This is a genomic window from Kitasatospora sp. NPDC054795, from assembly GCF_053611565.1.
Genome location: NZ_JBSHAP010000003.1, coordinates 79,086 through 102,954, shown reverse-complemented (window position 1 = coordinate 102,954; position 23,869 = coordinate 79,086). Strand labels below are relative to the sequence as shown.

General features: G+C 74.7%; 26 protein-coding genes. 17 read left to right on the top strand and 9 right to left on the bottom strand.

The window, feature by feature from the left end; all coding sequences use genetic code 11:
• Window positions 1-11: 11 nt before the first annotated feature.
• From ACWGJO_RS02045 to ACWGJO_RS02010, 8 genes are all read left to right on the top strand, one after another.
• Window positions 12-437 carry a cupin domain-containing protein gene (locus ACWGJO_RS02045; RefSeq protein ID WP_359912324.1) on the top strand — a complete coding sequence of 142 codons (426 nt, stop codon included), beginning with the start codon at window positions 12-14 and terminating at the stop codon, window positions 435-437.
• Window positions 434-1,690: a beta-ketoacyl-[acyl-carrier-protein] synthase family protein gene (locus ACWGJO_RS02040; RefSeq protein ID WP_452181709.1), complete on the top strand. Its 1,257-nt coding sequence runs from the start codon at window positions 434-436 to the stop codon at window positions 1,688-1,690. The genes ACWGJO_RS02045 and ACWGJO_RS02040 overlap by 4 nt, the downstream gene beginning before the upstream one ends.
• Before the next feature lie 5 nt (window positions 1,691-1,695).
• Complete coding sequence (locus tag ACWGJO_RS02035; RefSeq protein ID WP_452181708.1) at window positions 1,696-2,934, top strand: beta-ketoacyl synthase N-terminal-like domain-containing protein; 1,239 nt, start codon at window positions 1,696-1,698, stop codon at window positions 2,932-2,934.
• 29 nt (window positions 2,935-2,963) lie between these two features.
• Window positions 2,964-3,224, top strand: coding sequence for an acyl carrier protein (locus ACWGJO_RS02030; RefSeq protein WP_359912333.1), 261 nt, complete (start codon window positions 2,964-2,966; stop codon window positions 3,222-3,224).
• Between the two features lies 1 nt (window position 3,225).
• Entirely contained in the window at window positions 3,226-3,681 is a 456-nt protein-coding gene (locus tag ACWGJO_RS02025) for an SRPBCC family protein (protein ID WP_452181707.1), read from the top strand.
• Window positions 3,678-4,007 carry a TcmI family type II polyketide cyclase gene (locus ACWGJO_RS02020; RefSeq protein WP_359912339.1) on the top strand — a complete coding sequence of 110 codons (330 nt, stop codon included), beginning with the start codon at window positions 3,678-3,680 and terminating at the stop codon, window positions 4,005-4,007. The genes ACWGJO_RS02025 and ACWGJO_RS02020 overlap by 4 nt, the downstream gene beginning before the upstream one ends.
• A gap of 344 nt (window positions 4,008-4,351) precedes the next feature.
• Window positions 4,352-4,819, top strand: coding sequence for a hypothetical protein (locus ACWGJO_RS02015; protein ID WP_452181706.1), 468 nt, complete (start codon window positions 4,352-4,354; stop codon window positions 4,817-4,819).
• Between the two features lie 103 nt (window positions 4,820-4,922).
• Window positions 4,923-5,615: a class F sortase gene (locus ACWGJO_RS02010; protein WP_452181705.1), complete on the top strand. Its 693-nt coding sequence runs from the start codon at window positions 4,923-4,925 to the stop codon at window positions 5,613-5,615.
• A gap of 113 nt (window positions 5,616-5,728) precedes the next feature.
• Here the strand turns inward: ACWGJO_RS02010 and ACWGJO_RS02005 are convergent, their stop codons facing one another.
• The 3 genes from ACWGJO_RS02005 to ACWGJO_RS01995 form a co-directional block, all read right to left on the bottom strand.
• A complete protein-coding gene (locus ACWGJO_RS02005) occupies window positions 5,729-6,763 on the bottom strand; it encodes a methyltransferase (protein ID WP_452181704.1) in 1,035 nt (344 codons plus the stop codon).
• Between the two features lie 149 nt (window positions 6,764-6,912).
• Window positions 6,913-7,995, bottom strand: coding sequence for a right-handed parallel beta-helix repeat-containing protein (locus ACWGJO_RS02000; RefSeq protein ID WP_452181703.1), 1,083 nt, complete (start codon window positions 7,993-7,995; stop codon window positions 6,913-6,915).
• Between the two features lie 385 nt (window positions 7,996-8,380).
• Window positions 8,381-9,820, bottom strand: coding sequence for a cytochrome P450 family protein (locus ACWGJO_RS01995; RefSeq protein ID WP_452181702.1), 1,440 nt, complete (start codon window positions 9,818-9,820; stop codon window positions 8,381-8,383).
• Between the two features lie 222 nt (window positions 9,821-10,042).
• Here ACWGJO_RS01995 and ACWGJO_RS01990 point away from each other — a divergent pair, with 222 nt between their 5' ends.
• Window positions 10,043-11,041: a deoxyribonuclease IV gene (locus tag ACWGJO_RS01990; RefSeq protein ID WP_452181701.1), complete on the top strand. Its 999-nt coding sequence runs from the start codon at window positions 10,043-10,045 to the stop codon at window positions 11,039-11,041.
• A gap of 42 nt (window positions 11,042-11,083) precedes the next feature.
• Here ACWGJO_RS01990 and ACWGJO_RS01985 read toward each other — a convergent pair whose 3' ends face one another.
• Window positions 11,084-11,299: a hypothetical protein gene (locus tag ACWGJO_RS01985; RefSeq protein WP_359912359.1), complete on the bottom strand. Its 216-nt coding sequence runs from the start codon at window positions 11,297-11,299 to the stop codon at window positions 11,084-11,086.
• A gap of 440 nt (window positions 11,300-11,739) precedes the next feature.
• Between ACWGJO_RS01985 and ACWGJO_RS01980 the strand changes: the two genes are divergently transcribed.
• From ACWGJO_RS01980 to ACWGJO_RS01945, 8 genes are all read left to right on the top strand, one after another.
• Window positions 11,740-13,140 (top strand): amino acid permease, encoded by a 1,401-nt coding sequence (locus tag ACWGJO_RS01980; RefSeq protein ID WP_452181700.1) that lies wholly within the window; start codon window positions 11,740-11,742, stop codon window positions 13,138-13,140.
• Window positions 13,141-13,329: 189 nt separating this feature from the next.
• The gene (locus tag ACWGJO_RS01975; RefSeq protein WP_452181699.1) at window positions 13,330-13,977 is read left to right on the top strand and encodes an HNH endonuclease family protein; all 648 of its coding nucleotides are present in this window, start codon (window positions 13,330-13,332) and stop codon (window positions 13,975-13,977) included.
• A 100-nt stretch (window positions 13,978-14,077) separates the two neighbouring features.
• Window positions 14,078-14,470: a hypothetical protein gene (locus ACWGJO_RS01970; RefSeq protein ID WP_452181698.1), complete on the top strand. Its 393-nt coding sequence runs from the start codon at window positions 14,078-14,080 to the stop codon at window positions 14,468-14,470.
• A 137-nt stretch (window positions 14,471-14,607) separates the two neighbouring features.
• Entirely contained in the window at window positions 14,608-14,796 is a 189-nt protein-coding gene (locus ACWGJO_RS01965; RefSeq protein WP_387688102.1) for a YegP family protein, read from the top strand.
• Between the two features lie 109 nt (window positions 14,797-14,905).
• Window positions 14,906-16,123 (top strand): glycosyltransferase family 4 protein, encoded by a 1,218-nt coding sequence (locus ACWGJO_RS01960; RefSeq protein ID WP_452181697.1) that lies wholly within the window; start codon window positions 14,906-14,908, stop codon window positions 16,121-16,123.
• Window positions 16,120-17,466, top strand: coding sequence for a glycosyltransferase (locus tag ACWGJO_RS01955; protein ID WP_452181696.1), 1,347 nt, complete (start codon window positions 16,120-16,122; stop codon window positions 17,464-17,466). Before ACWGJO_RS01960 ends, ACWGJO_RS01955 begins: the two co-directional genes overlap by 4 nt.
• Entirely contained in the window at window positions 17,447-18,325 is an 879-nt protein-coding gene (locus ACWGJO_RS01950; RefSeq protein WP_452181695.1) for an SGNH/GDSL hydrolase family protein, read from the top strand. The genes ACWGJO_RS01955 and ACWGJO_RS01950 overlap by 20 nt, the downstream gene beginning before the upstream one ends.
• A 386-nt stretch (window positions 18,326-18,711) precedes the next feature.
• Window positions 18,712-19,863: an NUDIX hydrolase gene (locus tag ACWGJO_RS01945; RefSeq protein WP_452181694.1), complete on the top strand. Its 1,152-nt coding sequence runs from the start codon at window positions 18,712-18,714 to the stop codon at window positions 19,861-19,863.
• A 106-nt stretch (window positions 19,864-19,969) separates the two neighbouring features.
• On the opposite strand, the gene ACWGJO_RS01940 is transcribed toward ACWGJO_RS01945, so the two are convergent.
• The 5 genes from ACWGJO_RS01940 to ACWGJO_RS01920 all read right to left on the bottom strand — a co-directional run bounded on the left by ACWGJO_RS01940 (window position 19,970) and on the right by ACWGJO_RS01920 (window position 23,702).
• Window positions 19,970-20,344 carry a hypothetical protein gene (locus ACWGJO_RS01940; protein WP_359898244.1) on the bottom strand — a complete coding sequence of 125 codons (375 nt, stop codon included), beginning with the start codon at window positions 20,342-20,344 and terminating at the stop codon, window positions 19,970-19,972.
• A gap of 90 nt (window positions 20,345-20,434) precedes the next feature.
• Window positions 20,435-20,830 carry a roadblock/LC7 domain-containing protein gene (locus tag ACWGJO_RS01935; protein WP_387688112.1) on the bottom strand — a complete coding sequence of 132 codons (396 nt, stop codon included), beginning with the start codon at window positions 20,828-20,830 and terminating at the stop codon, window positions 20,435-20,437.
• A gap of 82 nt (window positions 20,831-20,912) precedes the next feature.
• Window positions 20,913-22,049 carry a hypothetical protein gene (locus tag ACWGJO_RS01930; RefSeq protein ID WP_452181693.1) on the bottom strand — a complete coding sequence of 379 codons (1,137 nt, stop codon included), beginning with the start codon at window positions 22,047-22,049 and terminating at the stop codon, window positions 20,913-20,915.
• A gap of 4 nt (window positions 22,050-22,053) precedes the next feature.
• On the bottom strand, window positions 22,054-22,437 hold the full coding sequence (locus ACWGJO_RS01925) for a hypothetical protein (protein WP_359898247.1): 384 nt from the start codon (window positions 22,435-22,437) through the stop codon (window positions 22,054-22,056).
• Window positions 22,438-23,093: 656 nt separating this feature from the next.
• The gene (locus tag ACWGJO_RS01920; RefSeq protein WP_452181692.1) at window positions 23,094-23,702 is read right to left on the bottom strand and encodes a TetR/AcrR family transcriptional regulator C-terminal domain-containing protein; all 609 of its coding nucleotides are present in this window, start codon (window positions 23,700-23,702) and stop codon (window positions 23,094-23,096) included.
• Window positions 23,703-23,869 lie beyond the last annotated feature (167 nt).

Genomic DNA, 23,869 nt, shown 5'->3' with positions numbered 1-23,869 from the left:
GGGAGAACTCCATGACCACCCAGTCCCCACGGATCGTCAGCGTCCACGACGCGCCGGAGAACCGCCGCCACGGCGCCGAGCTGCGCACCATGCTCACCCCGACCAGCTGCGGCGCGACCAGCGGCTTCATGGGCCTGGCGATCGTCAAGCCCGGCGAGCGGATCCGCGAGCACTACCACCCGTACTCCGAGGAGTTCGTGTTCGTCGTCTGCGGCGACCTTGAGGTGGACCTGGACGGCGAGCCCCATCCGCTCAAGCCGGACCACGGCCTGATGATCCCGATCAACATGCGCCACCGCTTCCGCAACGTCGGCGACACCGAGGCCCGGATGGTCTTCCACCTCGGCCCGCTCGCCCCCCGCCCCGACCTCGGCCACGTGAGCACCGAGGGGACCGCGGCGTCCGGACCGCCGGAACACGCCAAGGTGGGCTCGTGACCCGGCGCGTCGCCGTCACCGGGATCGGTGTGGTCGCTCCCGGCGGGGTCGGCGTCCCGGCGTTCTGGGACCTGCTGACGGCCGGCCGCACCGCGACCCGGGGCATCACGCTCTTCGACCCCACCGGGTTCCGCTCCCGGATCGCCGCCGAGGTCGACTTCGACCCTGCGGCCCACGGACTGGGCCCGGCGGACGTCCAACGGGCCGACCGCTACGTGCAGTTCGCGATGGTCGCGGCCGACGAGGCGCTCGCCGACGCCGGCCTGGACCTGGCCGCCGAGGATCCGTGGCGGATCGCCGTCTCGCTCGGCACCGCCGTCGGCGGCACCACCCGGCTGGAGCACGACTACGCCCTGGTGAGCGCGGCCGGAGCCCGCTGGGACGTCGACCCCGGGCAGGCCGAGCCACAGCTGCACCGGGCCTTCGCACCCAGCACCCTGGCCTCCGCGGTGGCCGAGCGGACCGGCGCGCACGGCCCGGTGCAGACCGTCTCCACCGGATGCACCTCCGGCCTGGACGCGATCGGCTACGGCTTCCAGGCGGTCGAGGAGGGACGCGCCGACATCTGCGTCGCCGGTGCCTCCGACTCCCCGATCTCGCCGATCACCGTCGCCTGCTTCGACGCCATCAAGGCAACCAGCGAGCGCAACGACGACCCGCAGCACGCCTCCCGCCCCTTCGACGCCGGCCGGGACGGCTTCGTGCTCGGCGAGGGCGGCGCCGTCCTGATCCTGGAGGAGCTGGAGCACGCCCGCCGCCGCGGTGCCCGGATCTACGGCGAGATCGGCGGCTTCGCCACCTTCGGCAACGCCTACCACATGACCGGCCTCACCAAGGAGGGGCTGGAGATGTCCCGGGCGATCGACCACGCGCTCGCCCACGCCCGGGTGGACCGCACCGAGGTGGACTACGTCAACGCGCACGGCTCGGGCACCAAGCAGAACGACCGGCACGAGACCGCCGCGGTCAAGCGCTCGCTGGGCGCGCACGCCTTCAGGACGCCGATGAGCTCGATCAAGTCGATGGTCGGGCACTCGCTCGGCGCGATCGGCGCCATCGAGGTCGTCGCCTGCACCCTGGCGCTCGCCCACGGCGTCGTGCCGCCGACCGCCAACTACGAGACGCCGGACCCGGAGTGCGACCTCGACTACGTGCCGCGCACCGCGCGCGAGCTGCCGCTGAGCCACATCCTCTCGGTCGGCAGCGGATTCGGCGGATTCCAGTCCGCCGTCGTGCTCAACAGAACGGGGTGAGATCCATGACGTCACGTCAGCAGGGCCGCCGGGCGGTGGTCACCGGCCTCGGCGTGGTGGCACCGAACGGGGTCGGGGCCGATGCCTTCTGGAAGGCCACCCGGCAGGGCGTGAGCGTCCTCGACCGGATATCCCGCGAGGGCTGCACCGGGCTTCCGCTCCGGATCGCGGGCCAGGTGAACGGGTTCGATCCGCAGTCGACGATCGACAACCGATTCCTGGTGCAGACCGACCGTTTCACGCACTACGCGATGGCCGCCGCCGACCTCGCGGTGGCGGACGCCGGGTTCCGGCCCGACCCGGAACAGCCCTTCGCGGTCGGCGTGGTGACCGCGGCCGGCTCCGGCGGTGGCGAGTTCGGCCAGCGCGAACTCCAGCAACTCTGGGGCCAGGGACCGAAGTTCGTCGGCCCTTACCAGTCCATCGCCTGGTTCTACGCGGCCAGCACCGGCCAGATCTCGATCCGCGGCGGCTACAAGGGCCCCTGCGGAGTGGTCGCCAGCGACGAGGCCGGCGGGCTGGACGCCCTCGCACACGCCGTCCGCGCGATCGAGCGCGGCACCGACGCGGTGGTGGCCGGCGCCGCCGAGGCCCCGCTGGCGCCGTACTCGATGGTCTGCCAGCTCGGCTACCCCGAACTCAGCCTGGCCGAGCGGGCCGAGCTGGCGTACCTGCCGTTCACCGCGCAGGCCTGCGGCTTCGCCCCCGCCGAGGGCGGCGCGATGCTGCTGCTGGAGGACGAGCAGGCGGCCCGCCTGCGCGGCGCCCGGGTCCGGGCGCTGCTGGCCGGGCACGGCGCCACCTTCACCGGCGCCTCCCGCTGGGCGGAGTCCCGGGAGGGGCTGGCGGCCGCCATCCGGATCGCGCTGGACGAGGCCCGCATCGCGCCTGAGGAGATCGACGTGGTCTTCGCGGACGCCCTGGGGGTGCCGGCCGCCGACCGGGCGGAGGCCCTGGCGCTGGCCGACGCCCTCGGCCCGGCCGCCGAGCGCGTCCCGGTCACCGCACCCAAGACCGGTACGGGGCGGGCCTATTGCGGCGCCCCGCTGCTCGACGTGACCGCCGCCGTGCTGGCCATGGAGGACGGCGTGCTGCCGCCCACCCCCAACGTCACCGAGGTCTGCCACGACCTCGCCCTGGTGACCGGCCGCGCCCGCCCGGCCGAGCTGAACACCGCCCTGGTGCTCAGCCGCGGGCTGATGGGCTCCAACTCCGCGCTGGTCGTCCGGCGCGTGCGGCCCTGAACCACCCACACCTTCGAAGGGACACCCCTGTGAGCAACACCCTCAGTTATCCGGAACTCGCCGAGCTGCTCAAGGCCCGGGCGGGCGTCGCCGTCGACCCGGGCGACCTGGCGCGGCCGGGCGCGGAGTTCGACACCTTCGGCGTCGATTCGCTCGGCCTGCTCGGCGTGGTCGGCGAGCTGGAGAACCGGCACGGCCTCAAGGTCACCTCGGGCGCCGAATCGGCCAAGACCCCGGCCGAGTTCCTGGAGCTGATCAACTCCTCCCTCGCCACGAAGGCTGGTGCCTGAGATGCCCGGACACACCGACAACGAGATCGTCATCGCCGCTCCGCTCGACCTGGTCTGGGAGATGACCAACGACCTGGAGAACTGGCCGCAGCTGTTCAGCGAGTACGCCTCGGTGGAGGTGCTGGACCGGCAGGGCAGCCTCGTCCGGTTCCGGCTCACCATGCACCCCGACGAGAACGGCCAGGTGTGGAGCTGGGTCTCCGAGCGGGAACCCGACCGGGAGGCGCTCTCGGTGCGCGCCCGCCGGGTCGAACCCGGCCCGTTCGAGTTCATGGAGATCCGCTGGGAGTACGCCGAGGTGCCAGCCGGCACCAGGATGCGCTGGATCCAGGACTTCGCGATGAAGCCGACCGCCCCGGTCGACGACGCCGGCATGACCGGCCACATCGACCGGAACTCGAAGATCCAGATGCAGCTGATCCGGGAGAAGGTCGAGAAGCGGGCGGCGGAGCTGTGACCGGCGTCCACCGGGCGCTGATCGTCGCCCGGATGAAGCCCGAGGCCGCACCGGACATCGCCGAGGTGTTCGCCGAGTCCGACCAGGGCGAGCTGCCGCACCTGATCGGCGTCACCGGCCGCAGCCTCTTCCAGTTCGGCGATGTCTACCTGCATCTGATCGAGGCCGACCGCCCGCCGGGCCCGGCCGTCGCCAAGGTCGTCGGGCACCCGGACTTCCGGACCGTCAGCGACCGCCTGACCGCCTACGTGCAGGCGTACGACCCGGCCACCTGGCGGGAGCCCAAGGACGCGATGGCGCGGGAGTTCTACCGCTGGGACCGCTGACCCGGCGCCTCCCCGATGGGCCCGCCCCCGGCCGTGTGCCGGGGGCGGGCCCACGCATGCCCGGCGGGACCGCCCCGCCGCGGACCCGGCCGTCTCGGACCCCGCTCCGCTCGGAGCCCCCGCCCCGGGTTCGCCCGACTCGGATTCACCCGGATCACCCGGCCGTACGAGTGAACACACCCGCGGACTCCACCCGAAAAGCTCACTCTCCGTACCGACAATGTCACGCTCCGATGGCAATCGGCCCCACGGTGGATGACTGTGGATCAGGCGCACCCCTGCGACTCCCCTTGCCCGGCACCGTGCCGGCAGTCGCGGTCGTGTGCACCGGAAGGATCATCCTCATGCGTTCTGCACGCACACTGCTCGCCGGGGCGGCCGTCGCCGCCGTACTCACTGTCGGTACCCCCATGGCCTTCGCCGACGGCGCCGCCAACCAGGCCAAGAACCTGACCTGGCAGGAGAAGCAGGACAACCCCGAGAAGATCTCCGAGGACCACAGGGGCAACGACGAAGGCAGGGGCAACGGCGAAGGCCGGGGCAACGGCGAAGGCCGGGGCAACGGCGAGCACAAGGGCAACGACGAAGGCAGGGGCAACGGCGAAGGCCGGGGCAACGGCGAAGGCCGGGGCAACGGCGAAGGCCGGGATGAGGACCACAAGGGCCCGCACGGCGGCGTGCACACCGGTGGTGGCGGCATGGCGCTGGCCGGCGGCGGGCTCGCCTCCGGCGCGGTGCTGCTGATCGGCGGCCTCGGGGCGGGCGCGTACGCCCTGCGCCGCGGCCGCCGCGCGTCCGGCGCGGTCGCCTGACGCCAAGCCCTCTGATTCCACCGCCTCCGGGCGCCTCCCCGCCCGGGGGCAGGCGCACCGGGGGCGGTGGGCCGTCGTGGAACAGATCGAGCGGAGGACAGGAATGACGGGCGGTCCCACCTCTGGAGCATCCCGGCTGCTGCGCGCGGGGATGGGCACGGCAGCGGTTGGGCTGCTGCTGATCTACAACTCGGTCGGCACCGGCACGGACTTCGGCGCGGAGGACGGCAGGCCCGTTCCCCCGGCGGCCACCGCGCCGGCCGTCCCCGGTCCTGCGGGCGCCGCGGACGCGGACGCGGACGCGGACGCGGCATCGCGCACGCCGGCGCTCGGACGCGCCAAGCCGACCCGGCTGCGGATCCCGCAGATCGCCGTGGACGCGCCGTTCACCGAACTGACCGTCAACCCGGCCGGCCAACTCGACGCGCCACCACCGAACGACAAGAACCTGGTGGGCTGGTACCGGGACGGCGTCACCCCGGGAGAGCGCGGCAGCGCGGTCCTGGCCGGGCACGTGGACACCACCACCGGCCCGGCGGTGTTCCTGCTGCTGAGCTTCCTGCAGCCGGGCAACAAGGTCGAGGTGAGCCGCGAGGACGGGACGGTCGCGGTGTTCTCGGTCGACTCGGTGGAGACCTTCGCCAAGAACGCCTTCCCCGACGTCAAGGTGTACGGCAGGACCCCTGACGCACAGCTCCGGCTGATCACCTGCGGCGGCGCCTACGACAAGAAGCAGCGGGACTACCTGAACAACGTCGTGGTCTTCGCCCACCTGGAGTCCTCGCACCCGGGCTGACCGGCGCACACGACGACCGCCGGCCCCCTTCGCTCGGGGCCGGCGGTCGTGCGTGCCGGTGGCCGTACCGCCGTACCGTCATACGGCGGATGGCGGTGGCGGGTGGCGGTGGCTCAGCCCGTCACGACGGCCTCGAAGGCGTGCAGGTAGGGGTTGACCGGGCGGACCGCGGTGACCGTCAGCCCGGCCTCCGCCATCAGCCCGACCATGCTCTCCTCGGAGTGCTTGGCACCGCCCACGTTGAGCATCAGCATCAGGTCCATCGCGGTGGTGAACCGCATCGAGGGGCTGTTGTCGACCAGGTTCTCCACCACCACGACGCGGGCACCGGAGCCGGCCGCCTTGACCACGTTGGCGAGGGTGCGGCGGGTGCTGTCGTCGTCCCACTCCAGGATGTTCTTGATGATGTAGAGGTCGGCGCGGACCGGGATCTCCACCCGGCAGTCGCCCGGCACCAGGCGGGCCCGGGCGGAGAAGGCCCCGCCGTCCTGGAGCCGCGGGTCGGCGCCGGCCACCACCTTGGGCAGGTCCAGCAGGGTGCCGTGCAGCGCCGGGTGCCTCTCCAGCAGGCTGGCCAGCACGTGGCCCTGGCCGCCGCCGATGTCCGCCACCGAGTCGATTCCGGTGAGGTCCAGGTACTCGGCGAAGTCCTCGGCGGACTGCCGGCTGGAGGTGGTCATCGCCTTGTCGAAGACCTTCGCCGAGTCGCCGGCGTCGCTGTGCAGGTAGTCGAAGAACTCCTTGCCGAACAGCTCGGGGAAGACGTTGCGGCCGGAACGCACGGCCTCGTCCAGCCTCGGCCAGGCCTCCCAGGTCCAGGGCTCGGTGCACCAGAGGGAGATGTAGCGCAGCGAGTTGGGGGCGTCCTCGCGCAGCAGCCGGGACATCTCGGTGTGCTCGAAGCGGTCGTCGCCGCTCGCCTCGAAGATGCCGTAGCAGGCGAGCGCGCGCAGCAGGCGGCGCAGCTGGCGGGGCTCGGTGTCGAGTGCGACGGCGAGGTCGGTGACGGTGGTCGGGGTGTCGCCGAGCACGTCGGCGACACCGAGCCGGGCGGCCGCGCGGACGGCGGCGGCGCAGGCGGCGCCGAAGACGAGTTCGCGCAGGCGCATCGCGGCCTGAGGGCTGGTATGGACGGGTGCGGTGGTCATGGCGGGTTCCTCGGGTCCTTGGGGGTTCCTGGGGCGGCGGGCGGCGAGGGGCGACGGGCCGGCGGCGGGAGGCGGGCGGCCGAGGGCCGGCGGCGCGGGTGGGAAGGGGGATCGACGGGCCGGCGGCCTGGGTGAGGGGGCGCCGGGGCTCAGCAGCGGCCGGCCGGCTCGGAGCGCTCGCAGGTGTTGCGGGCGAAGGTGTTGTCGGCGCCGGCGTCGCGGTCGGCGAGGTCGGCCGGACCGTTGCCGCTCAGTTCGTTGTCGGTGATCACGGCGCGGGCGTTGGAGACGCCGACGACGCTCCGGAAGAGGACGATGCCGCCGGAGAAGTCCGAGGTGCCCGTGTTGTCGCGGACCTCGTTCTCCGTCACCCGGGTGTCCTCGGTGCCGGTGAGCACGATGCCGGCGCCCTGGATGGCGCCCAGGCGCGGGTTGGCCGGGCAGAACTTGTTGTTGCCGACGACGGTGTTGCGCCGGACGTCGAGGTTCCCGGCGCGGGGCACGCCCTCGTCGCCGACCACGAAGACGCCGGCGCAGTTGCCGCTGATCCCGTTGTCCTGGACGGCCAGCCCGCGCAACCGGCGGACGGTGACGCCCACCCGGTTGCCGGTCAGCTCGTTGCGCTCGACGACGGTGCCGCCGGTGTCGGGCGAGCCGCCCTCGCGGTTGGCGTAGTTGGCGAGGAAGACGCCGGACTGGCCGTTGTCGGTCGAGCGGTTGCCGCGGATGACGGCCCGGGTGGACATCTCCTGGCTGATGCCCTGCTGGGCGTTGTCGTGGACGTAGGTGCCGCTGACGGTCAGACCGGTGGTGCCGCTGGCGTCGATGCCGTTCTTGCGGAAGCCGGTGACGGCGAGGCCGTGGACGGTGACGTCGGACAGCGGGTGCTCCTCGGTGCCGACCACGCAGATGCCGTGGCCGGCGGCGGCGCAGGCGTTCTCGGTGCCGTCCCCCGGGACGATCACGCTGTCCCGGCCGGCGCCGCGCAGGGTGATGCCGGGGGTGGTGATGCGGACGCTGCCCCGGTAGGTGCCGGGGAACAGCTGGACGGTGTCACCGGGCCGGGCGGCGTCGACCGCCCGCTGAATCGATTCTCCTGGCCGGACGTGGTGCAGCGGGAGGCCTCCGTCGGCGCGGGCCGCGGGGGCGGCGGCCAGGGCGGCGAGGACGGTGGTCAGGGCGGTGGCGGCGGCGGTGGCCGCGGCGAGGTGGTGGACCCGTCGCGTGGACATGAGTGGTGACCTGTTTCTTTCGGCGCGCGCGGTGTTTCGTGCGGGTGTCGTGGTCCCCCGCACGGGCCGGCGGTGTGGGCTGACGCGCTGTGCGCGGGCGGTGACGGCCGGTGGGTGCGGCCGTGTCGACGGTACGGGCGGCCGGATGGGCCCGCCACCAGGGCTGGGCTACGGGACTGACGGGGCGTCGACCGGACGTGGGACGGCCCGGCGTGGCGCGGGGTGGTGGGGGGCGGGGTGGTGGGGGGCGGGCGTGCCGTGCGGCGGGTGGGCGGCTGCGGCAGTCGTGGCGACGCGCCCGACCACGAGGGCGGTCGGGCGCGTCGGGCGCTTCGGCAGCGGCGCTTCGGCAGTGGCGCTTCGGCAGCGGGCTCGGCGGCCCGGGTCAGCCCGCGGCCGGGGCCTGCGGCCCGAGGCGGACGGGCAGCGCGGCGAGATGCCAGGCGGCCGGGTTCGGTCCGCGCTCGACGGCCTCCGGGCCGACCGCGAGAGCCAGCTGCGGGTACGTCCGCAGCAGCGTGTCGAAGGCGACGACGGCCTCCTGGTGCGCCAGCACCGAGCCCAGGCACCGGTGGGTGCCGTGGCCGAAGCCCAGGTGCGCCTCGTGGTGCCCCGCGCGGTCCGGCGCGCTCGCCCGGCGGACGTCCAGACGCTCCGGCTCGGCGTAGGCCCGCGGGTCGTGGTTGGCCCCGGCGAGGATCGGCATCACCGCCTCGCCCTTGCGGATCGGGGTGCCGGCCAGCGTGAGGTCCTCCGTCGCGTAGCGCGGCACCCCGCCGATGGTCGGGCCGCACCAGCGCATCAGCTCGTCGACGGCGGCGGGCAGCAGGCCCGGGTCGGACCGGACCAGTGCCAGCTGTTCGGGGTGGGCGAGCAGCGCGGCCGTGCCGTTGCCGATCAGGGTGGCGGTGGTCTCGTGCCCGGCCACGATCAGGTTGAGGATCAGCGAGACGGTCTCCACCGGGGCGAGGGTGTCGCCCTCCGCGGCGGCCAGCCGGGAGAGCAGGTCCTCGGCCGGTTCGGCCCGGCGGCGCCCGACCAGGTCGCGGGCGGCGGTCACCATGGCGCGCAGCGCCTCGTCCAAACCGGGCCCGGCGCCCCGGCCGAGGTAGGAGCTCCAGCGGCGCCACTGCGGGCGGTCGGCCTCGGGGATCCCGAGCAGCTCGCAGATCACCGTGACGGGCAGCGGGTAGGCGAAGTGCGCCACCAGGTCGACCACGCCGTCCGGGCCGGCGTGCCGGGGCAGCGCCCGGGCGTACTCCTCGGCGAGCCGCTCGATCCGGGGCCGCAGGCGCTCCACCGCACCGGCCGTGAAGGCGGGGTGCACCAGCCCGCGCATCCGGCGGTGCCGGGCGCCGTCCGCGCCGAAGACCCCGGCGCGCAGGTACTTCGCGCACTCCGGCGGCATGCCGCGGGCGCACCAGACCTGCTCGGTGCGGTGCGCGGGGGCGGGTGCGGGGGCGGCGGGCTCGTCCGCCGGGCCGGACGGGTCGGTGGCGGTGCCCACGGTGCCGACGGCGCCGACGGCTTCCGCGGCGATGACGTCCGTGGTGGCGTCCGTGGTGACGGCGGCGGTGGCGAGCTCGTCGGCGGGCTCGTCGGCGACGGGGCCGTCGACGGCGTTCACGTCGTTGACGAAGCGCGGGTCGGACAGCACGGTGCGGACGTCCTGGTAGCGGACGGCGATCCAGAAGGGCTCCACGCCGGGGATGGTGGCGCGGGCGAGCGGGGCGCGCTCGCGCAGGTCGGCGAAGGCCGTGAAGGGGTCGCGGATCAGGTGGTCGGCGCGCAGGTCGACGGTCTCGACCGGTTCGGCGGTGCTCACGGCTGCCTCCTCAGGAGTCGCGAAGTCCATCTGGTCACGGATCGTGACGGAGGTGGGGTGGGGTGGTCCCCGGGTTCCGGCCCGGATTCACTCGATCGAGCACAGCGAATCGTTTCTCCGGACCCCGGCCGACCCTCCCGGGCCACCCCGACCCGGTCACCCCGCTCCGCCCGGCCCGGCCCGCCCGACACCCCGGTCCGGGCGCGTGGCATGCTCGGGACCATGACCACCGTGCACGTACCGCCCGTCGCCGCTCTCCGCAACCCGATCGGTGCCCACGTCCCGGTGGCCGCGCGCGGACTCGCCGGCACCGGCCTGGCGTACGCGGCCCGGGTCGGCGCGGAGACGGTGCAGGTGTTCGTGGCCAACCCGCGCGGCTGGGCCACTCCCCCGGGCAACCCGGCCCAGGACGAGGAGTTCCGCACCGCCTGCGCCGAACAGGGCGTCCCGGCCTGGGTGCACGCGCCGTACCTGATCAACTTCGGCTCGGACAACCCGGCCACCCGCGAACGCTCCGCCGAGTCGCTGCGGCACTCGCTGCGCCGCGGCCACGCCATCGGCGCGCTCGGCGTCGTCCTGCACACCGGCTCGGCGGTCGGTACCGCGCCCGGCGGCGGATCGCGCCGGGCCGAGGCGATGGCACAGGTCCGGACGGACGTCCGGCCGCTGCTGGAGGAGCTGGACGCGCTGGGCGACGACGCGCCCTGGCTGCTGCTGGAGCCGACGGCGGGCCAGGGCAGCTCGCTCTGCTCGCGGCTGGAGGAGCTGGCCGCGTACATGGCGGCGCTGGACCATCACCCGAAGGTGGGGGTCTGCCTGGACACCTGCCACGCCTTCGCCGCCGGGCACGACCTGGCGGAGCCCGGCGGGGTGACGGCCGCGCTGGACGCCCTGGCCGCCGCGGCCGGTCCGGGCCGGCTGCGGCTGATCCACGCCAACGACTCCGAGGACGTGGTCGGCGCCCGCAAGGACCGGCACGCCAACATCGGCGCCGGGATGATCGGCGCCGAGCCGTTCCGCGAGCTGTTCGAGCACCCGGAGACGGCCGGGGTGCCCCTGGTGGTGGAGACCCCGGACCGCAAGCACGGCGGGGACGGCACCGGGCACGCGATGGACATCGCGGTGCTGAAGGAACTGCGGGACCGGGCGCGGGCGGCGGTCCGCGGCCCCGGAACCCGTCCGACGGACCTGCGGGAGCCGGCCGCCGCGGGACGGCCGTGAGCCCGGAGGCCGACGGGCGGCCTCCGGGCTCGGGGGCGGGGATCAGCAGCCGCAGTCGCTCTCGCTGTGCTCGGAGTAGTTGAACCAGGTGGCGTGCGGGCCGACCAGGCCGACGCCCGCGGAGCCGGACTCCAGGTGCTGTCCCTCCGACTGCGTCGGAGCGAAGCCCCCCGCCATGGCCGAGGTCGGGACCGCCACCACGGCACCGGCCACGGCGACGATCACGGCGAGCTTGCGGATCTTCCCACGAAGCGACATCTGATGTCCTTTGGTTCGTCTCTGGTCCTCAACCCGCGCCCCCGACCGGCCTGTTCGGCCGCCCGACGGGCCGGGCGGCGCCCCACCGGGGGCGCCGCGCCAACGTTGGCACACGAACGCGCGGCTTCGGGCGCGCGCCGCAACCGGGCTGAGGCGTTTGGGTGAGGCAACTCCCCCGGCCGGGCGAATCCGGGCGTACGTCGAGGAATACGGGCGTACCCGTGTGAATCCGGTCGAACGGCCGGACGGAGGGGGCCGGACGAGTACCCGTCCGGCCGTCCCGCGGCCGCAAGTCTTGCGGCGATGGACCGGGCGAACTGAACAAATCCCGGCGATTTGGTGCAAGGTGCCGCCCGGTCCGAGCATGAACGGTCGCTCCATGACGCTCCACCGAGCGCGAGCGCCAGCAGGAGCAGCACCACGAAAGGCGCACCACCCTCATGCAGACCAGTCCCGCCGCACCCCGGCAGGCGCCCCGACCGAGCGGCCCGGAGACCCTGGGACCGGTCGGCTCCCCGCCGGACGGCCCCGCGCCCCGGACCACCGGCCGCCGCTTCGGGCTGCTGACCGCCACCGCCCTGGTGATGGGCAACATCATCGGCGGCGGCATCTTCATGATCCCCGCCGCCGTGGCCCCGTTCGGGACGGTCAGCCTGGCCGCCTTCGGAGTGCTCACCGTGGGCGCGATCGCGCTGGCGCTGGTCTTCGGGCAGCTCGCCCGCCGCAACCCGCGCACCGGCGGGCCGTACGTCTACGCCCGCGAAGCCTTCGGGGACTTCGCCGGCTTCCTGTCCGCGTGGTCGTACTGGATCACCACCTGGGTCAGCAACGCCGCGCTCGCCGTGGCCGCCGTCGGGTACCTGGACGTGCTGCTGCCGCTCCACCACTCCATCCCGCTGGAGATCACCGCCGCGCTGGCCTTCCAGTGGCTGCCGGCCCTGGCCAACCTGGCCGGCACCCGCTACGTCGGGGCCGTCCAACTCGTCTCCACCGTGCTGAAGTTCATTCCGCTGCTGCTGGTCTCGGTGGGCGGCCTGTTCTTCTTCGACCCGAAGAACCTCGGGCCCTTCGACGCCACCGGCCACGGCTGGGCGGGCGGCATGACCGCCGCCGCGGCGATCCTGCTGTTCAGCTACCTGGGCGTGGAGTCGGCCGCGATGAGCGCCGGCAAGGTCCGCGACCCGGAGCGCAACGTCGGCCGGGCCAGCGTGCTCGGCACCGCCGGTGCGGCGGTGGTCTACCTGCTCGGCACCATCGCGGTGTTCGGCACCGTGGCGCACCAGCAACTCGTCCACTCCGCCGCGCCGTTCTCGGACGCCGTGGACGCCATGTTCGGCGGCGGCTGGGGCGGCACGGCGATCGCCGTCGCCGCGCTGGTCTCGATGACCGGCGCCCTCAACGGCTGGACCCTGCTCTCCGCCCAGGCCCCGTACGCGGCCGCCAAGGACGGCCTGTTCCCGGCCGCCTTCGGCAAGGAGCGGCGCGGGGTGCCGACCTTCGGCGTGCTGGTCAGCGTGGCACTGGCCTCGGCGCTGACCGTGGTCAACTTCGCCAGCGGCGCGAAGGGCGCCTTCGACATGCTGGTGCTGGTCACCACCTTCACCGCCACCGTGCCGTACCTGCTCTCCACCGCCGCCCAGCTGTACTGGCTGGTGCGCGGGGCGGGCGAGAAGGTCGACCGCGGGCGACTGGTGCGCGACGCCGTCCTCGGTCTCGGCGCCTTCGCCTTCTCGCTCTGGCTGCTCGCCGGGGCCGGCTACGCCGCCGTCTACCAGGGCGTGCTGTTCCTGTTCGCGGGCATCCTGGTCTACGTCTGGATGGCGGGCCGCCGCCGCGACTGAATCCCCCGGCGGCAGCCGGAAAACCGGACACACCACCCCGAACCCCCGTGACGTACGCCGGACTTGTCCGGTGCACGTCCGATGTGCACGAGGATTTCACTTCCCGGGTCTACCCGCGTAGGTGACCGGATCGCCACACTGGCGCACGCAATTCAGCAGTTCTTCCGATCTGATGATGGAGCGTCCGCCATGGCCCCCACCGCACCCGTGCGCCGGTTCCTGTCCTGCATACCGGCTGCCGCCGCCCTCGCCGCCGCGACCGTGCTCACGGCCGGCACCCCCGCCCAGGCCGCCCTGCCGACCCCGATCTCCGCGGCCACCGCCCGCAGCTACCTCGCCGCGATGCCCGCCACCGCGGAGACCCACGGGGACACCTACGACCGCACGCTGTTCCCGACCTGGATCACCATCAGCGGCACCTGCGACACCCGCGAGTGGGTCGTCAAGCGGGACGGCAGCAACGTCGCCACCGACACCTCCTGCAAGGCGACCAACGGCAACTGGTCCTCGCCGTACGACGGCGCGACCACCACCAACGCCTCCTCCTTCGACGTCGACCACCTGGTGCCGCTCTCCGAGGCCTGGGCCTCCGGCGCCTGGGCCTGGACCACCGCGCAGCGCCAGGCCTTCGCCAACGACGTCACCCGCCCCCAGCTGCTGCTGGTCTCCGCCAGCAGCAACCGCTCCAAGGGCGACCGCGACCCGGCCGAGTGGCTCCCCCAGGCCTCCTACCGCTGCACCTACGCCCGCGCCTGGGTGCAGGTGAAGCAGTACTACGGCCTGGGCGTGGACAGCGCCGAGAAGACCGCGCTCACCGGCATCCTCGACAACTGCTGACCCGAAACCCCTGCGGCCCGGCGCTCACCCCGCGCCGGGCCGCAGTGCCGCGCACGGGCGCGGCGATGGCGCCGGGCGCGCGGAGCCGGGCCCGGCCGCCGTGGCGCGGGCCTTCGCCACCACGCTCGCCGCCCGCGGGATGTTCTGCGACCTGCTCGCCCACGCCCCGCTCAACCTCGAACGCAACGTCTCGCTCGACGCGGTGCGCGACTTCAAGCTCGCCACGCTCGCCGCCCGCGAACCGATCGGCGCGGCTGTCCGCGAACAACTGCCCGCACTGGACGACCAGGACGTCACCGACCTGATCGCCACCGCCGTCTCCCTCGCCGGGGCCTTGTGGCAGATCGCGAACCCGGGCACCGAGATCGCCGCCCTCTACCGCACCGACCCCCGGCTGGCGCACGCCGTCATCGAGGTCGAACCCCGGCTCGCCCGCATCCTGACCGCCACCGTCGCCGGGCTGGCCGCCGGCCGGGCCGAACCGCGCGGCTGAGCCGCCCGCCCGGCCCGTCCGGCCCGCGCCAACTCCCCTTCCAGTGCACTCGGATGGATCATCTGACGTGCCGCACAAGGGATTTGACCCTAGGTTCCGGTGCCAGGGGGTCAACCGAGCGGAAGGCTGTTTCTGGCATGGCTGGCAAATTCGAGCTGTACGTGGACGAGGGCGGCATGCACCGGTTCCGGCTCAAGGCGAGCAACGGGACGATCGTGGTGACCGGCGACCCGCAGGAGAGCAAGGACGACTGCCTGAGGAGCATCGAGTCGATCCGCAAGCTCGCGCCGTACGCGGAGCTCAAGGAGACCGCCGGGTCCGTGTGACCGGACGCGAACCGCGCCGCGGGTCGGCGGTGCAAATCGCCGACCCGCGTTCTCCTCTACGACAGATCCCTTTGGCCGGGTGCACGCCGGACGCGGACAGAACACTGGCATGCGCGTCGCCATCGTCACCGAATCCTTCCCGCCCGAGGTCAACGGAGTCGCCCACAGCGTGCTGCGGACGGCCGAGCACCTGGTCCGCCGGGGCCACCGGCCCCTCGTCGTCACCCCCGCACCGGCGCGGGGCGCCGATTGCCCGCCGGAGACCTTCGGCAGCACCGCGGCGGGCGAGATTCCCGTGGTGTGCATCCCGTCCGTCCCGCTGCCGGGATACCCGCAGGTGCGGATCGCCCTGCCCAGCCGGCAGCTGTCGGCCGCGATCGCCGGGCACCGGCCGGACATCGTCCACCTGGCCAGCCCCTTCGTGCTCGGCGCGCGCGGGATGCAGGTCGCGGCGCGGCTCGGGGTGCCCGCCGTGGCCGTCTACCAGACCGACCTGGCCGGCTACGCCCACGCCTACCGGGCCGGGCGGGGGCTCGGGGAGGCCGCCGCCTGGCGGCGGATCCGGGCCGTGCACCGGGCGGCCGCCCGCACCCTGGCGCCCTCCACCCCCGCCGCCCAGGACCTGACCGCGCACGGGGTGCCGCGGGTGCAGCTGTGGCCGCGCGGGGTGGACCCGGTGCGGTTCCACCCCCGGCACCGGGACGAGGCGCTGCACCGGGCGCTCGCCCCCGGCGGGGAGGTGCTGGTCGGGTACGTCGGACGGCTGGCCCCGGAGAAGCGGGTCGACCTGCTGGCCGCGGCCTCGGCGCTGCCCGGCGTACGGGTGGTGGTCGTCGGGGACGGCCCCTCGGCGCCCGGACTGAAGGCCTCCATGCCGGGCGCGGTGTTCCTCGGCCGGCGCACCGGTGACGAACTGGCCCGCTGCTTCGCGACCCTGGACGTCTTCGTGCACACCGGCCCGCTGGAGACCTTCTGCCAGACCATCCAGGAGGCGATGGCCAGCGGCGTACCGGTGATCGGCCCGGCGGCGGGCGGACCGCTGGACCTCGTCGCCCACCACCGCACCGGCCTGCTGGTGCCGCCCCGGGACGGCACGGCGGTGGCCCGCGCGGTGGCCGAGCTCGCCGCCGACCCGGCGCGGCGGGCCGGGTACGGGCAGGCCGGCCGGGCCGAGGTGACCGCACGCACCTGGGAAGCGGTCGGGGACCTGCTGCTGCGGCACTACGCCGAGGTGCTGGCGGAACACCGCGGGCTGCCGCTGCCGGCCGCCGCCCCCGCGCCGGTCGAACCGGTGGCGCCCGTCCTGCCGGAGGAACTGCCGGCATGACCCCCGTTCCCGACGACAGCGCACGGACGACCGGCGGGGATCGGCCGGCCGGCGGGGCTTCTCGGCCGGCCGGCGGGGCTCCTCGGCCTACCGCAGGGGCGCCGAGGGCCGACGACCCGCCGCGGCCGAGTGAGGCGCCGAGGGCCGACCACGCGCCCAGGGCCGGCGAGGCGCTGACGATCGTCCGGCTGGCCAACTTCGTCACCCCGGTCTCCGGCGGCCTGCGCACCGCGCTGCGCCACCTCGGCGCCGGGTACCGGGCGGCCGGGCACCGTCCGGTGCTGATCGTCCCCGGGGAGCGGCGCTCCGAGGAGGAGACCGAGCAGGGGGTGATCGTCACCCTGCCCGGGACGGTGCTGCCGGCCGCCGGCGGCTACCGGCTGCTCACCGACCGGCGGGCGGTGGCCGCCGAACTGACCAGGTTCTCCCCCGACCGGCTGGAGGTGTCCGACCGCACCACGCTGCGCTGGACCGGCGCCTGGGCACGGCGGCACGGGGTCCGGTCGGTGATGGTCTCGCACGAGAGCGCGGCCGGGGTGCTGCGCACCTGGGGCCTGCCCGGCCCGCTGTCGGGCGCGGCGGCCGACCGGCTCAACGCGGCCACCGCCCGCGCCTACGACGCGGTGCTCTGCACCACCGACTGGGCTGCCGCGGAGTTCCGGCGGATCGGCACCCCGAACCTGGTCCGGGCCCCGCTGGGGGTGGACCTGGAGACGATGCGACCGCTGCCGCCGGCCGCCCGCGCCGCCGAGCGGGCCCGCTACGCCGCTCCGGACGAGACGCTGCTGGTGCTCTGCTCGCGGCTCTCGGCGGAGAAGCGGCCCGAGCGGGCGATCGAGGCCCTGGCCGACCTGCGTGCACGGCGGCGACCCGCGGTGCTGGTGGTCGCCGGGACCGGCCCGCTGCGGGAACGGCTGGCGGCCCGGGCCGCACGGCTGCGACTGCCCGTACGCTTCCTCGGGCACCTGGGCGGGCGTGCCGAGCTGGCCCGGCTGCTGGGCTGCGCGGACGTGGTGCTCGCGCCCGGGCCGGTGGAGACCTTCGGCCTGGCCGCGATGGAGGCCCTGGCCTGCGGAACCCCGGTGGCGGTCAGCCGCTCCTCCGCGCTGCCCGGCCTGATCGGGCTCGCCGGAGCGACGGCCGTCGACACGGGCAGTGGACTCGCCTCCGCGGTACGGCAGTTGCTGGGGCGGCCGGAGGACCTGCGGCGGGCCGCCGCCCGGGCGCAGGCCGAGCGGTACGGCTGGCCGGCGGCGGTGGCGGCGTTCCTGGCGGCGCACGGCGCGCACCACGACGAGGCGGTGGACGGGGGTCGGGACGAGCATGCTGGAAGCCGGGCGTGACCGGGCGGCGCGGGAGCGCCCCGCGGCGGGCGAACCACTGCGCTTCGTCGCACTCGGGGACTCGCTGACGGAAGGGGTCGGGGACCGGGTCGGCGAGGGCTGGCGCGGCTGGGCCGCCGTCCTGGCCGATGCGCTGGCACCCGAGGGGCGGGCCGCGGAGTTCACCAACCTGGCGTACAGCGGGGCGCTCACCACGGACCTGACGATCCGTCAACTTCCGCAGGCGCTGGCGCTGCGGCCGCAGCTGGCGGCCGTGGTGGTCGGCGGCAACGACACCCTGCGCACCGGCTTCGACATCCGGCGCGCCACGCTGGAACTCGACGCCACGATGGGGGAACTGTCCGGCCACGGCGCCAGGCTGTTGACCGCCTGCCTGCCCGACCCGGGCAGCCTGCTCCGGCTCCCGGCACCGCTCGCCCGGCCGCTGGCGCGCCGGATGCGGGCGGTCAACACCGTGGTGCACGCCCTCACCGAGCGCCACCGGGCGATACACCTGCACATCACCGAACTGCCGTGGCCGGCCGAGCGCCGGCTGCTGAGCGTGGACCGCCTGCACCCCAGCGCCGAGGGCCACCACCTGATCGCCCTGCGGTTCCACGACCTGCTCGCCGAGGCCGGCCACCCCCTCGGCCCACCCCCGGCCGCCGCCCCCGCCGCGGCCCCGCCGGGCCTGGCCGCCGACCTCTGGTGGATGGCCACCCGGGGCACCCGCTGGCTCGCCGCCCGCAGCACCGACCTGCTGCCGGGACTGCTCGCCCTGGCCGCCACCGAGGGCGTCTCCCGCCTGCGCGGCGGCAGCGGACGGCACGACGAACAGATGGCGCGCGCGGCGGCACAGGCGCTGGCCTCCCTGGGGTGAGGGGCCCGCGCCGGCCCCGGAACGACGGCTGGTCGAGGAGGAGTTCACCGGCCCCGGAAGGTGGAACCGCGCGTGGTCCGAGGAGGAGCGCGCGACACTGCGCGGAATCGTCGGGAGCAACCCCTGCCGGGCATCCGGCGGACACCCGGAGGAGCCGCACCACCTGGGTCCGGGCGGGAGCCGGGCTCCACGAGGCCGACGGGGCCCGAGTGCCGGTGACCACGCCGGACGGCACCGGAGTACCGCCGTGGGCCGACTCGGACCGAACGCCGCGAACGACCGGACCGGGCGGCGCCGGGCCTCCCGATCCCCCGATCGTGGAGGGTCGGGGGCGCCGTCCGGTGGGAACCGTAGAGGTGGGCCCGGTTGTCGTGTCCGGGGAGAACATGACGGAGGGAGTCGGGGTGGAGAGCGCGGGCACGGCCGGTCGGGAGGTCCTGGCGGCGGCGGGGGTGCTGTTCCCGGACGGGGCCGGGCGGGTGCTGGTGGTGCGGCTGCCGTACGACCGGAAGCATCCGGTGGCGATCCCGGGCGGCGGGTGGGAGCCGGCGGACCGGTCGCCCCGGGAGACCGCCCTGCGGGAGATCCGGGAGGAACTGGGCTTCACGCCCCGGCTGGGACCGCTGGCCTGCGTGGACTGGGCGCTGCTGCGCCACGGCGACCTGCCGATCGTCGCGTACCTGTACTGGGCCGAGCCGCTGACGGCGGCGCAGGCGGCGGCGTTCCGGCCGGACGCGGCGGAGGTCGGCGGCTGGACCTGGCTGACGACGGAGCAGGCCGGGCACGCGCTGCCGCCCCGGCTGTCGCGCCGGGTGACGGCCTGTCTGCTGGCGCCGCGCGGCGACGGGCCGCTGGAACTGGAGGACAGTCGGCCGGTCGGGCACACGCTCCGGTGGCTGCCCGCCGACGGGCCGGTGCCCGCGTACGCCGGGCTGGCCGCGGCGCCGGGGCTGACGCCGCCGACCGAGGAGCGGCCGGAGCCGCCGATGGACCGGGAGACCTACTACGCCACCCGGCCGCGCATCCGGGCGAAGGCGCGGGCGCTGTTCACCGATGCCGCCGGCCGGGTGCTGCTGGTGCGGCTGCGGCCGTGGGACGGGCCGCGCGGGCAGGTCCCGTACTGGACGCTGCCGGGCGGCGGGGTCGAGGCGGACCGGGAGATGCCCCGGGCGGCGGCCCGGCGGGAGATCCGCGAGGAGCTCGGCTGGGAGGTCGAACCGGGGCCGCTGCTGGCGCTGGACTGGCAGCCGGGTGCGGCGGCCGACCCGGCGGCGGACCCGGCGACCGGCCGGGACACCGCCGTCCTGGTGTACGTGTTCGACGGCGGCACGGTGACGGAGCGGATGCTCGACTCGATCGCGCTACCGGAGGAGGAGCTGGTGGAGTGGCGGCTCTGCGATCCGGCCGAGGCACGGACGCTGCTGACCGGCCCGTCCTGGGACCGGACGGCCGCCGCGCTGACCGCCCGGGAGCGGTCGGGCGGGCCGGCCGAGCTGGTGCGCGGGCAGGCCGCCGGGCCGGACCTGCCCCGGGGGTGAGCCCTGCCGGACGGAGCCCGGCGGTGGCCCGAACCACCGCCGGGGCCTCGCCCGCGACCCGCGCGCCCGCGGCCCGCGCGCCCGGGTGACGCGCCGGGGCTGCGCGTCAGACCTCCAGCTCGGCCTCGATCCGGCCCAGCTGGTGGCGGGCCATCGCGAGGTTGGCGCGCGCCTTGTCCAGCGCGAGGTAGAGGAACAGGCCCTTGCCGGTACGGCCGGTGAGCGGGCGGATCAGGTGGTACTGGCTGCTCAGGGTGATCAGGATGTCCTCGATCCCGTCCTGGAGGCCGAGCATGTCCATGGTGCGCATCTTGGCGCGGACCACGTCGGTGTTGCCGGCGGCGGCGACGTTGAGGTCCAGGCCGCCGGGGCCGTCGAGGGTGGCCAGCGCCATGCCGCTGTTGTAGTCCACCAGGGCCGCGCCGATGGCGCCCTCGATGCTGGTCATGGCCTGCTTGAGCGCGCCGGGTGCGTCGGTCATCTGGGTAACTCCCGTTCGGTGATGGGTTGTTCGGGTTGGATGGGGACGATGGTTCGGTGGTCGGCCCGGGTCGTCCCGGGTCGTCCCGGGTCAGCCCGCGTCGCGCGGATCCTTGGGCACGAGGGCGTCGTTGAGCAGCCCCGCGATGCGCTGGGCGCTGCGGCGGGCCTCCAGGTGCAGCCGGCCGACGTTGACGTCGGGGTGCGCCAGCAGGGTCAGCACGCAGCTGCCGCCGGCCGCGTACGTGGCGACGTAGCCGTTCTCGCCGCGCACCAGCGACTCGCGGAACTCGCCCTGACCGGTGGTGTCGGCGAGCCGCTGGGCCAGCGAGAGCGAGGCCGCCGTCATCGCGGCCAGTCCCGAGGGTTCGGTGCCGTGGGTGTCGTGCGCGACCAACAGGCCGTCCACGCTGGCCACCAGACCACCCGCGAGGTGCGGTACGCGGTGCTTGACGGCACGCAGTTCGGCGAGCAACTCGGTCTCCAAGGCGATCAGTTGTCTCCTTCCGACACGCTGCTTGAGTGCCCGCCTCATGGCCGGAACGACGGGGTCGCGGGCGGGGAATGGGTCAAAGTCGGGCCTCCAGAAGGTCTCGGATCCGGGTCAGCAGCGCGACGTCCGGATCGGGAACGGCCAGCGGGTGGGCCGCTGCCGTGATGGGCGGGCGTTCGGGGCACGTGGGGGCGTCGGTCCCGCTGCGGGCCGCCTCGGGGGCGGAGGCGGGAATGGAAGCGGCGGCGGGGGCGGGAACGGCCGTGACCGGGGTGCCGGGGAGGTCGGCGCCCCGGAGGCTGGCGCCGGGGACCCGGCGGTGCAGCCCTCCGGCCGGTCCGCTCACGGCCGGCGGGGGGACTTCCGGCCGGGGAGCGGTCGTCGGCCGCGCCTCGGGCACCGGGGCTGCCGCCGGGGCCTCCGGCGCCGCGGGTGTCGCGGGTGCCGCAGGTGCCGCGGCGGGCGGGCGCGGCACGGCGGACGGGCGCGGCACGGCGGACGGGCGCGGGGAGTCCAGCAGTCCGGCGGCGGCCAGTCGACGGACATCGGCCGTCACCCCGAAGCCGGAGCGGCCGAGCAGCCGGGCCAGGTCCGCCGGGGTCCTGCGACCGTCGGCGTGGTCCAACAGCTCACGTCGCCGGCGGCCGCACGAGCGGTGGGACGACCGCCGGCCGCACTCGGCCGGGCGGACGGGCGCAGTGTCGAGCTGCGCCCACGGCCAGATCCCGTCGAGCAGTTTCCGGCGGCGTTCGACCTCGCGGCCGATCCGGGCCGGGTCGACCTCCGCGACCGGCCCGAGCCAGTGCCGGGCGTCGGCCTCGAACCGCCAGACGCCGCCGGCCGGGTCGGCCAGCACGAAGAACGCGGCGTCGAACAGCGTTCCCAGGTGGCCGAGTTCGAGCTCTCCCCGGGTGAGCAGCCGCCGTTCGACCAGCGCCTCGCCGACCCTCGACCCCGGGCCGTGAGCCCGGAGCAGTTCCGCCCAGTCCTCGGGGGTGGTCCGACCGCAGCCGATGAGCAGGTCAGCCAGTCCGGGCGCCCGGAGGGACTCGGCGGCGGCCACCCGCCCGTCGACCAGGTGGAGGCTGCCGAGCGGCCCGCGCAGGGCGCCGGTGGCGCGGCGGTCGGCGAGCAGGGCGAGCGCCTCGCCCGGGGACCTCGGGGTGGCGACCTCCGCCGGGGGCGGCGGCGCGGTGCCGGTCGCGGCGGTCACGCGCTCACCCCAGCACCAGCTCCTCGGCGAGTGCCTGGAGGCGGAAGCGGGCGGCGGCGAGGTTGCCCTCCGCGCGGTCCAGCCAGAGGTGGAGGACGAGCCTGTTGTCGAAGACGGTGTCGATGAAGCGGATCAGGTGGTAACTGCGGCCCGCGGTGACGATGATGTCCTCCAACGGGGCCCGCCGGTCCTCCGTCACGGTGAAGGTCTGGCTCTCAACGGCCGCCCGCACCAGGTCGGTTGCCTCGGCGGCGGAGGTCTCGTGCTCTCCGGTCGGGCTGTCACCGAGGCTGCCGAGGGCGAGCCCGCTGCTCCAGTCGACCAGGCTCGCGGCGCGGGCCCCGTGGATCGCCATCGCTCCGGAGAGGCATTCGTCGATACCGGGCACACCGGCTCCTTCGCGGGGTCTGGGCGGCCGGGCGCAGCGCGGCACCGGCCGGTTCACCACCAGCAGTGGCTAGTTCGACACGGAAGGCTACTGCCGGATTCCATATGACGAACATTCCAATGGCATATTCACATCAGCAACAGCCAGTTCCAGCCAAGAACTGACGACACATCAGACCGGATGCAGCCTCGACCCCACGGGTGGACCAGGGGGGTTGGAGTGCCGTTTACCGGCCACCTGGCACGGCACCTTGGCCGGTATCAAACCCCGAGGGAGGGTTTCGAGCCCGAAAGTACGATAAGAGGGCGCGGGTACGAAAGGCGAACACGACGAAGGGGCCCGTTCCGCTGGACGGAACGAGCCCCTTCGATGGGAGCGCCAGGCCCGGATCGCACGGACTCTCCCTACTGAAAGTAGGGCGTGCTCTGGTAGCACCGCTGACGCCTGTTCGAGATTCCGTTTCCTGGAAGATCACTTCCTCTCGACGGGATGAACACTAGCAGGACATCACGCCTGGTCAGAAATCGTGGCCGGGCGAACGGCAGCGACCCCCGGGCGAACGGCAGCGACCCCCGGGCGAACGGGGCGAGGCCAGGCCGCGGGGGCGAACCGGGGCCGGAGCGGGGCCTTGCGCCGGGGCCGGACCGGGGCCCGGGTCAGCCCAGCAGCGCCCGGTAGCCCTCGATCAGGGCGGTGAGCCCGAGCCCGAAGGCCCGGTCGGCGCGCTCGCGCCCGGCGGGGACGGCGTCCAGGGCGTCGGCCAGCCGCGGGGTGGCGTCCCGGTCGACGGCGTCGACCATGACGTCCGGGGCGACCAGGTCCAGCGCCGAGCCCAGGACGAAGCTCTCCAGGGCGGTGATCAGGCCCATCACGTCCTGCGCGGCGAAGCCCGCGTCCTCCAGGGTGGCGACGGCCCGCTCGTACAGCTCGTGCATGAACGATTCGGCCAGCGGCGCGGTGGCGAGCAGCCGGACGATGCCGGGATGTTCGGCGAAGGCGTCCCGGTAGGCGTGCGCCCAGGTGCACAGCGCGGCGTCCCAGGGCTGGTCCCACATCGACTGCTCGCCGATCGTGCGCACCAGCTCGGCGCGCATCAGGGCGACGATCTCGGCCCGGCCGGCGACGTGGTGGTAGAGCGCGGAGGGGCTGACCTTGAGCGCACCGGCCAGCGCGGGGATGGTGAGGTCCCCCGCCTCGTCGACCAGCCGCAGCGCGGCGCCCACGATGCGCTGCCGGTCCAGCAGGGGTGTGCGCGGCCTGGGCATGCCCGGTTCCTCACCTTCGGGGTCGCCGAGCGGCCCGTCGGCACCGGCAGACCAGAATCGTCGTTATCCAAGCGTTACTGAACGGCTTTCAGTAAAACTCTTCCGCACCCGCCGGTGCCGCGCCTACGGTAACCGAACCCCATTCGGTCAGGCAGGCCGCGCACCCG